Source organism: Streptomyces sp. 8K308 (genome assembly GCF_004348315.1).
Lineage (GTDB): Bacteria > Actinomycetota > Actinomycetes > Streptomycetales > Streptomycetaceae > Streptomyces.
This window is the reverse complement of sequence record NZ_SMKC01000282.1, coordinates 1-9,341: the sequence shown is the minus strand read 5'-3', so window position 1 is coordinate 9,341 and position 9,341 is coordinate 1. Positions and strand designations below refer to the sequence as shown.

Sequence of the window (9,341 nt, the reverse complement as noted above, 5' to 3'; positions counted from 1 at the left end):
CTGTCGTCCCTCGTCCTCACCCGGCCCAGGTGATCCCATGGGACACGCTGACACCCTGCTCGCCATGGGCGGTGCCTTCGTCGCCGCCGCGATCCTCGCCCGCCTGGGCAGCCGCATAGGCCTGCCCACGATCCCCCTGTTCATCCTGGCCGGCATACTCCTCGGCCCCAACACCCCCGGCTTCGTGCTGCTCGACGATCCGCACGACCTGGAGATGCTGTCCGCGCTCGGCCTGGTGCTGCTGCTGTTCTACCTCGGGCTCGAGTTCCACATGGACGACCTGAGGACCGGCGGTCGGAAGATGACCGTGGCCGGCTGCACCTACCTGGCGCTCAACGTCGGCGCCGGCCTCGGGTTCGGCTTCGCGCTCGGCTGGGGCACCTCGGAGGCGCTGGTGCTCGCCGGCGTGCTCGGGATCTCGTCCTCGGCCATCGTCACCAAGATCCTCGTCGACCTCGGGCGCATCGGAAACCCCGAGACCAAGCCGATCCTGGGCATCATCGTGGTGGAGGACATCTTCCTCGCCCTCTACCTGGCCGCCCTGCAGCCGGTGATCTCCGGGGCCGACGACATCGGCGCCATGACCCTGGACATCGCCAAGGCCTTCGGCTTCCTGCTGGTGCTCGCGATCGCGGCCCGCTGGGGGACCGGCGTGGTCGGCAGGCTGTTCGCCATCAAGGACAACGAACTGCTGGTGATCTCCTTCCTCGGCGCCGCCGTGCTGATCGCCGGTATCGCCGAGACGTTCGGGGTCGCCGACGCCATCGCGGCCTTCATGGTCGGCCTGATCCTCGGCAACACCGGCTCCGGCGACCGTATCCGGGACCTGGTGCACCCGCTGCGGGACGCGTTCGCCGCGATCTTCTTCTTCGGCTTCGGCCTGTCGATCGCGCCGGGCGACCTGCCGACCGTCATCTGGCCGGTGATCACCGCCATCGTCATCACCATCACGATGAACCTGCTGGCCGGCCTGGTCACGGCGCGGATCTACGGGTTCGGCCCGCAGCCGGCGGCCAACGTGGCCACCACGCTGCTGGCACGCGGCGAGTTCGCGCTGATCCTGGCCACGATGGCGGCCGCCGCCGGCCTCGACGAGCGGCTCTCGCCGTTCATCGCCGGCTACGTGCTGATCCTGGCCGTCGTGGCGCCCCTGGTCGCCGGGCGCTCGCACTGGCTGCTCCGGAGCATGCCGGGCGGCCGCGAAGCGGCCGGGCGAGCGGAGCTGGCGGAGGCCGGCGCCGAACCGACGCTCTCGCGGTCGTAGTGCCGTGACGCTGCTGCGCTGGCCTGGCCGGACCTCGGACGCTGGTGGCCGGGGCCACGCCGGCCACGGCGTGGCCCCGGCGAAGGCGGTCGCGGGCCGGGCAGCGCCGACGGCACGCGGCTGGGGACGGTGCCCGCGCCGCCGTCCGTCGAGCCGAGAAGCCTCAGCTGCCGGGGCCGTGGCTCCGGCCGCCGGCCGCAGCCATCACCAGAGCGCTGAGGAGGCGCGGATCGTCCGACGCCTCCGGGTGCCACTGGACGCCGAGGACGAAGCTCTCGGCGGTGGGCAACTCCAGCGCCTCCACCGAGCCGTCCGCCGCGTGCGCGGTCGCCGTGAGGCCGGCGCCGAGCACCGCCACCGCCTGGTGGTGGTGGGTGGGGACCGCCAGCGGCGTGGGGGAGAGGAGGCCGGCGAGCAGGGAGCCGGGGACCGGGGTGACCTCGTGGTCGACGAAGCTGCCTGGCCGACCCTGGTGGCCGTCCAGATGCTGGCGCAGCGTGCCGCCGAGCGCCACGTTCAGCAGCTGCATCCCCCGGCAGATCCCCAGCAGCGGCAGCCCGGCGGCCAGGGCCGCCTCGATGAGCGCCAGCTCCCACGCGTCGCGCGCCGCCGCCGGCGGCCCGGTGCGCGGGTCCCGCGCCGCGCCGTAGCGGGCCGGGTCCACGTCCGGCCCTCCGGCGATCACCAGGCCGTCGACCCGGGCGACCGCCGCCGTGGCCGCCCCGGGACCGGCGTCCGGCGGCAACAGCGCCGCGAGGCCGCCGGCGCGCTGGACGTGGCGGTGGTAGCCGACCGGCAGCAGTGCCGCCGGCGTCTCCCACACGCCCCACCGCGCCGAGTCCTCCAGGTAGCTGCTGATCCCGATCAGCGATCGCGCCATCCGAACGGACTCCCTTCAGTCCCTGGTGAGTTCGGCCTCGGCCTCGGCCAGCGCCGCGAACTCCTCCTCGGGAGCCGTGGCCACCAGGCGGTGCCGACTGTAGAAGGCGAAGTACGCCACCGCCACGGCGTACACGCCAAGGGCGATGAGCGCGGCCTCCCGGTCCACCAGGAAGGTGGCCACCAGCGCCGCGAGCGCGAGCACGAAGGCGACGCCCGACGTCGCCACCCCGCCGGGGGTGCGGTACGGGCGTGGCAGGGCCGGCTCGCGGCGGCGCAACACGATGTGCGAGAGCAGCATCAGGGCGTAGGAGATGGTGGCCCCGAACACGGCCACGTTCAGCATGCGGGCGCCGTTCCCGGTCGCGGCCGCGAGCGCGAAGCCCAGCGCGCCGGGGATCAGCAGTCCCAGGTACGGCGACCTGCGGCGGCTGGTCAGGGAGAGGAAGCGCGGCAGGTAGCCGGCCCTGGAGAGCGCGAACAGCTGTCGGGAGCCCGCGTAGACCAGCGAGAAGAACGACGCGACGAGCCCGGCGAGACCCGCGTAGTTCACGAAGCGGCTGAGCCCCGTCGTCTCGCCGTCCGGTTCGAGCGCCGTCACCAGCGGGTTGCCCGCGTCCTGGAGCGCCGCCGAGCCGCGCGCCCCGGCGGCGGCCAGGAAGGTGAGCGCCGCGAGCACCAGCAGGATCCCGATCGCCCACGCCATCGCCCTGGGCAGGGTGCGGGCCGGGTCCCTGGTCTCCTCGGCGGCCAGCGGCACGCCCTCCACACCCAGGAAGAACCACATGCCGAACGGGAAGGCCGCCCAGATCCCGAGCAGCCCGAACGGCAGCCAGGAGCTCGCCCCGAACGCACCCTCGTCCACCGGGATGTCGTCCAGCGAGCCGGGGCTGAAGTCGGCCAGCGCGCCGACCACGAACACCAGCAGCGCCGCCACCGCGACCGCCGTCACCGTCAGGCTGAACCGCAGCGCCTCGCCCACCCCCCACAGGTGGATGGCCAGGAAGACGACGAAGCAGCCCAGGTAGACGGGCCAGCCGGAGTTGAGCCCGAACAGGTCGAGCGACTCCACGTAGTCGCCGATGAAGATGGCGATCGCCGCCGGGGCCAGCACGAACTCGATCAGGATGGCCGTGCCGGTCAGGAAGCCGCCCCACGGGCCGAGCGCCCGCCGCGCGAAGCCGTAGCCGCCGCCCGCCGTGGGCAGCACGGCGGCCAGCTCGGCCAGCGCGAACACCATGCAGGTGTACATCAGGCCCATCAGCGCCGCGGCGATCGCCAGGCCCCCGAAGCCGCCCTGGGCGAGGCCGAAGTTCCAGCCCGCATAGTCGCCCGAGACCACGTAGGCGACGCCGAGGCCGGTCAGCAGCAGCGGGCCGGCGCTGCCGGTGCGTAGCGCCCGCCGACGCAGGTAGGCGTCCTCGGGTGACGGCGGGCCGCCGATGCCCCCGGGTGGCGCGGTGCTGGACTCGGTCTGCTCCGTCATGGCCGCTCCTCCACTCGCGCTCGCTCGCGGGGCGCTTGAATGGTCTGGGCGGATACCTTTGCGGTTGCCGTGGCCGCGGCGCAAGCCTCGTGCGTTAAACAGCTGTTACGGCGCCGGCCGACACGGGGCGGTCAGGCGAGGAAGCCGCGCAGCAGCGCCGCGGTCCCGGCGCAGTGCTCGCGCATCATCTCCCGCGCCCCGTCCGCGTCCCCCTCGCACACCGCCGCCACCAGCGCCGCGTGCTGGGCCTGCGAGTGCCCCAGGTTGCGCACCAGCAGCGGGATGCAGTCGAGCAGCTCGTTCACCGTCGCCCGCACCGCCGCGTACTGGGCGGCGAGCGAGGGCGACCCGGACAGCGCGGCCAGCGTGAGGTGCAGCGCCGTGTCCATCCGCCGGTAGTCGCCGGGGGCCGCCTCCCCGGTGGCGGCCAGCGCCGCCCGCAGCCGCGCCGCCCCCGCCGCGTCCAGGTCCTCGGCCGCGCACAGCCCGGCCGCGCCGACGTCGAGCACCTCGCGCAGCCGCAGCACGTCCTCCAGGTCCACGTTCGCGATCCGGCGCCGCAGTTCGGTCCGCCCCGCGTCGCCGGCCGGCGCGGGGCGCGGGCAGACGAACGTGCCGCCGTACCGACCGCGCCGGCTCTCCACGAGCCCCTCGTCCTGCAGCACCTTCAGCACCTCGCGCAGCGTCACCCGGCTCACCCCGAGCCGGGCAGCCAACTCACGCTCCGGCGGCAGCCGTTCGCCGCCGGCCACCAGGCCGAGCCGGAGCACCTGGAGTATCTGCTCCAGGGCCTCCTCGAAGCCGTTGCCGGCGCGCACCGGCCGCAGCACCGCCGTCAGCCGCTCGACGCCGCCGCCCCGGCCGCCGTCACCGTCTCGCATCGGACCTACTTCCCAATCAATGGTCTGCACGGCTACCTTATGGCCCTCGGCTGAAGCGACAGGAGGCCGTCGACGTGTGGGAACGCACATCACCGCTGTCCATCGAGGAGCTGCGCGGACTGGTCGACCTGGGTGAGATCGACACCGTCGTCCTCGCCTTCACGGACATGCAGGGCCGCCTCCAGGGCAAGCGGTTCGCCGCCAGGTTCTTTCTCGACGAGGTGTGGCGCCACGGCACCGAGGGCTGCAACTACCTCCTGGCCGTCGACACCGAGATGAACACCGTCGACGGCTACGCCATGTCCTCCTGGGAGCGCGGCTACGGCGACTTCCGGATGGACGGCGACCCCGCCACCCTGCGCCGCGTCCCCTGGCACCCGGGCACCGCCATGATCACCGCCGACCTCGCCTGGCACGACGGCACCCCGGTGGCCGCCTCGCCCCGGCAGATACTGCGCCGCCAGCTGGACCGGCTCGCCGAGCGCGGCTGGACCGGGCACGCGGGCACCGAGCTGGAGTTCATGCTCTTCCGCGACAGCTACGAACACGCCTGGGACGCCGGCTACCGTGGCCTCACCCCGGCCAACCAGTACAACGTCGACTACTCCGTGCTCGGCACCGGGCGCGTCGAGCCGCTGCTGCGCCGCATCCGCAACGAGATGGCCGGCGCCGGCCTCGTCGTCGAGTCCGCCAAGGGCGAGTGCAACCTCGGCCAGCACGAGATCGCCTTCCGGTACGCCGACGCCCTCACCACCTGCGACCAGCACGCCGTCTACAAGACCGGCGCCAAGGAGATCGCCGCCCAGGAGGGCGTCGCCCTCACCTTCATGGCCAAGTACGACGAGCGCGAGGGCAACTCCTGCCACGTCCACTTCTCGCTCCGCGACGCCACCGGCCGCCCCGTCTTCGCCGCGTCCGACGACGACCGGGACCCGCACGGCATGTCGGAGACCATGCGGCACTTCCTCGCCGGCCAACTGGCCACGCTGCGCGAGCTGTCGCTGCTCTACGCCCCCAACATCAACTCCTACAAGCGCTTCCGGGCCGGCTCCTTCGCGCCCACCGCCGTCGCCTGGGGCCTGGACAACCGCACCTGCGCGCTGCGCGTCGTCGGCCACGGCCCGTCGCTGCGGATGGAGAACCGGCTGCCAGGCGGCGACGTCAACCCCTACCTGGCCGTCGCCGCCATGATCGCGGGCGGCCTGCACGGCGTCGAGCAGCGCCTCGAACCCCCCGCGCCCTGCCCGGGAAACGCCTACGCCGGCGGCGCCGAGCGGGTCCCCGCCACCCTGCGCGACGCCGCCGAGCTCTGGCGGGGAAGCGCCGTCGCCCGGGCCGCGTTCGGCGACGAGGTGGTGGAGCACTACCTCAACATGGCCCGCGTGGAACAGGACGCCTACGACAGCGCCGTCACCGACTGGGAGCGGTTCCGCTCCTTCGAACGCCTGTGACCACGGACCATCGAGGAGCGACCCGCACCGTGCAGACCACGCCGTCGGCCCACCAGATCGTCAACCCGGCGACCGAGGAGACCATCGCCACCGTGCCCGTCACCACCCCGGCCGAGGTCGACGCGGCGGTGCGCCGGGCCGCCGCGGCCCAGGTCGGCTGGGCGGCGCTCGCCCCGGCCGACCGGGCCAGGCTGCTGCGCCGGTTCGCCGCCGAAATCGACGCGGCCCGCGAGGAGCTGGCGCTGCTCGAGGTCAGTCAGGCCGGGCACCCGATCGGCAACGCGCGCTGGGAGGCCGGCAACGTTCGCGACCTGCTCGACTACGCGGCCGGTGGCGTCGAGCGGCTGACCGGCCGCCAGATCCCGGTCGCCGGCGGGCTCGACGTCACCTTCCACGAGCCGCTGGGCGTGGTCGGCGTGATCGCCCCGTGGAACTTCCCGATGCCGATCGCCGCCTGGGGCACCGCGCCCGCGCTCGCCGCCGGCAACGCCGTGGTGCTCAAGCCGGCCGAGACCACCCCGCTCACCGCGCTGCGGCTCGCCGAACTCGCCCTGGCCGCCGGGCTCCCGGACGGCCTGTTCCAGGTGCTGCCGGGCGACGGCCCCGGCACCGGGGAGGCGCTGGTCACCCACCCCGGCGTCGCCAAGATCGTCTTCACCGGCTCCACCGCCACCGGCAAGCGGGTCATGGCCCACTGCGCCGCCGCCGTGAAGCGGGTCACCCTCGAACTCGGCGGCAAGAGCCCCAACATCGTCTTCGCCGACGCCGACCTGGAGCGCGCCGCCGCCACCGCCCCGGGATCGTTCCTCGACAACACCGGGCAGGACTGCTGCGCCCGCAGCCGCATCCTCGTGCAGCGCGCCGTCCACGACCGCTTCCTCGAACTCCTCGAACCCGCCGTGCTGTCCTTCACCGTCGGCGACCCGGCCGACGAGGACACCGCCATGGGCCCGCTGGTCTCGGCCGCCCAGCGCGAGCGGGTGCGCTCCTACGTGCCAGAGGACGCGCCGGCCGCCATCCGCGGCACCGCCCCCACCGGCCGCGGCTTCTGGTACCCGCCCACCGTCCTCGAGGCCCACCAGGCCGGACGGCGCGCCGCCGTCGAGGAGATCTTCGGCCCGGTCGCCGTCGTCACCCCCTTCGACGACGAGGACGAGGCCGTCCGGCTCGCCAACGCCACCGACTACGGCCTCTCCGGCTCAGTCTGGACCCGCGACCTCGGCCGGGCGCTGCGCGTCTCGCGGGGCGTCGCCGCCGGCAACCTCTCCGTCAACTCGCACAGCAGCGTGCGGTACGCCACCCCGTTCGGCGGCTTCAAGCAGTCGGGGCTCGGCCGCGAGCTCGGCCCCGACGCGCTCGCCGCGTTCACCGAGACCAAGAACGTCTTCCTCGCCTCGGACTCCTGAGGGCCCGAGCCCGCCCGCACCACGAGCCCGCCCGCACCACGACCCAAGGGAAACCGCAGTGACCCAGACTCAAGCGTCCGCCCGCCGCCTGGTCGGCCGCACCGCCGTCATCACCGGGGCAGCCAGCGGCATCGGCCTGGCCACCGCCCGCCGGCTGGCCGCCGAGGGCGCCACGGTGGTCTGCGCCGACCTCGACGCCGAGCGCGGCGAGGCCGCGGCCGCGGAGACCGGCGGCCGCTACGTGCGCGCCGACGTCACCGACCGTGAGCAGGTCGAGGCGCTGTTCCAGACCACCGTCGACAGCTACGGCGCCGTCGACATCGCCTTCAACAACGCCGGCATCTCGCCCCCCGACGACGACTCCATCCTCACCACGGACCTCGACGCCTGGCGCCGTGTCCAGGAGACCAACCTCACCTCGGTCTACCTGTGCTGCAAGGCGGTCATCCCGCACATGCGCCGGCAGGGCAGGGGCTCCATCATCAACACCGCCTCGTTCGTCGCCGTGATGGGCGCCGCCACCTCCCAGATCAGCTACACCGCCTCCAAGGGCGGGGTGCTCGCCATGTCCCGCGAACTCGGCGTCCAGTTCGCCCGCGAGGGCATCCGCGTCAACGCCCTGTGCCCTGGACCCGTCAACACCCCCCTCCTCAAGGAACTGTTCGCCAAGGACCCGGAGCGTGCCGCGCGCCGCCTGGTGCACGTGCCGATGGGCCGGTTCGCCGAGCCCGAGGAGATCGCCGCCGCCGTCGCCTTCCTCGCCAGCGACGACGCCTCCTTCGTCAACGCCGCCGAGTTCCTCGTGGACGGCGGCATCTCGGGCGCCTACGTCACCCCGCTGTGAGCTCATCGGTGGCGTCCGCGCGGCTCCCAACCCGCCACGCACGGTGGCCTCGTGGGCCAAGCTGTGGCAAGTTCACTCCGTGAGCATGACGACGCCACCCGGCTGGTACCAGGACCCGGGCCAGCACGAGGCCGGGCCCGCCATGGAACGATGGTGGGACGGCTCCTCCTGGACCGAGCGGACCCGCCCCACGGGCGACGGCCCCCGACCGGCCGCGCCGCCCACCCCTGAGCCCGGCTACGGCTACCCGGCCGCCACCGCGCCGCAGGCCCCGTTCGTGCCGCCGCCACCGGCCGGGGGCCGAGGCGGGCGGGCGGCCATGTTGATCGGTGGCGCGCTGGTGCTTGCCGGGCTGCTGATCGCCGCCCTGCTGCTCATCGACGACGGAGACGGCGACGCCGGCGGGACGGCGGCACCCGGGTTCGAGCGGTTCGCCGAACCGCCGGGCGAGGGCGACGAGCCGCCGGAGCGCGAGGGCGAGAGCGGCGCGGGCGACGGCTTCACCCGGGCCCAGGTCGGCGGCGCCGCCCTGCCCGTCCCCGAGGGCTGGGAGGAAGGGGAGATGCAGGGCGGGGTCTCGGTCACCAGCGGGGGCTATCCCTGCCCGGCCGACTCCGACCTGCGGTGCGTCGACGCCGGCGTCTTCATGATCGCCCTCCCGGGCACGGAAGGCCTCACCCCCGAACAGCTGGCGACCAGCGACATCCCGAGCAACGAGCAGGACTCCTACGGCGACGCGTCCTACGGCGGGATCACCGACTCCGCCGACGTGCTCGACGAAGCGGTCACCGTCGCCGGCCAGCAGGGCCACCGGGTCCGCACCCGGATCACCACCGCGGCCGGCACCGAGGCGTTCGTCGAGTCCGTGGCGTTCCCCGCCCCGGACGGCTCCGACGCGCTGGTGCTGCTGCGGATCGGCTGCGACCTCGGCCCCGACGCTCCCGACCCGGACGTTCTCGACCAGTTCGTCCAGGACGTCCGGGTGGTGGCGGACGGGCCAGGTACCGAAGTCTGAGCCGGCGACCGTAAAGTGACCACGTCACGCGTGACCAGCGGTGCTGGTCGGCCTGGGAGAGGGTGGATGAACACGGAGCAGGGCCCCCGGCGCACCCCACCGGCACCCCCGGCAC

The 9,341-nt window shown here is 73.9% G+C and carries 8 protein-coding genes; 5 read left to right on the top strand and 3 right to left on the bottom strand.

The genetic code is table 11. The features are described 5' to 3' along the window. Positions 1–64: 64 nt before the first annotated feature. Positions 65–1,264, top strand: coding sequence for a cation:proton antiporter (locus E1265_RS28165; protein ID WP_165953915.1), 1,200 nt, complete (start codon positions 65–67; stop codon positions 1,262–1,264). Between the two features lie 163 nt (positions 1,265–1,427). Here the strand turns inward: E1265_RS28165 and E1265_RS28160 are convergent, their stop codons facing one another. The 3 genes from E1265_RS28160 to E1265_RS28150 all read right to left on the bottom strand — a co-directional run bounded on the left by E1265_RS28160 (position 1,428) and on the right by E1265_RS28150 (position 4,510). Then, a complete protein-coding gene (locus tag E1265_RS28160; protein ID WP_132933813.1) occupies positions 1,428–2,144 on the bottom strand; it encodes a gamma-glutamyl-gamma-aminobutyrate hydrolase family protein in 717 nt (238 codons plus the stop codon). Between the two features lie 15 nt (positions 2,145–2,159). Next, positions 2,160–3,629: an ethanolamine permease gene (eat, locus tag E1265_RS28155; protein ID WP_132933812.1), complete on the bottom strand. Its 1,470-nt coding sequence runs from the start codon at positions 3,627–3,629 to the stop codon at positions 2,160–2,162. Between the two features lie 131 nt (positions 3,630–3,760). Next, positions 3,761–4,510 (bottom strand): FCD domain-containing protein, encoded by a 750-nt coding sequence (locus tag E1265_RS28150; RefSeq protein ID WP_132933811.1) that lies wholly within the window; start codon positions 4,508–4,510, stop codon positions 3,761–3,763. 74 nt (positions 4,511–4,584) lie between these two features. Here E1265_RS28150 and E1265_RS28145 point away from each other — a divergent pair, with 74 nt between their 5' ends. From E1265_RS28145 to E1265_RS28130, 4 genes are all read left to right on the top strand, one after another. Then, a complete protein-coding gene (locus E1265_RS28145; protein ID WP_132933810.1) occupies positions 4,585–5,961 on the top strand; it encodes a glutamine synthetase family protein in 1,377 nt (458 codons plus the stop codon). Positions 5,962–5,990: 29 nt separating this feature from the next. After that, positions 5,991–7,367, top strand: coding sequence for an aldehyde dehydrogenase family protein (locus tag E1265_RS28140; protein WP_132933809.1), 1,377 nt, complete (start codon positions 5,991–5,993; stop codon positions 7,365–7,367). Between the two features lie 58 nt (positions 7,368–7,425). After that, a complete protein-coding gene (locus E1265_RS28135) occupies positions 7,426–8,211 on the top strand; it encodes a 3-oxoacyl-ACP reductase (RefSeq protein ID WP_132933808.1) in 786 nt (261 codons plus the stop codon). Between the two features lie 85 nt (positions 8,212–8,296). Further along, positions 8,297–9,226 carry a DUF2510 domain-containing protein gene (locus E1265_RS28130; protein WP_132933807.1) on the top strand — a complete coding sequence of 310 codons (930 nt, stop codon included), beginning with the start codon at positions 8,297–8,299 and terminating at the stop codon, positions 9,224–9,226. Positions 9,227–9,341: the final 115 nt, after the last annotated feature.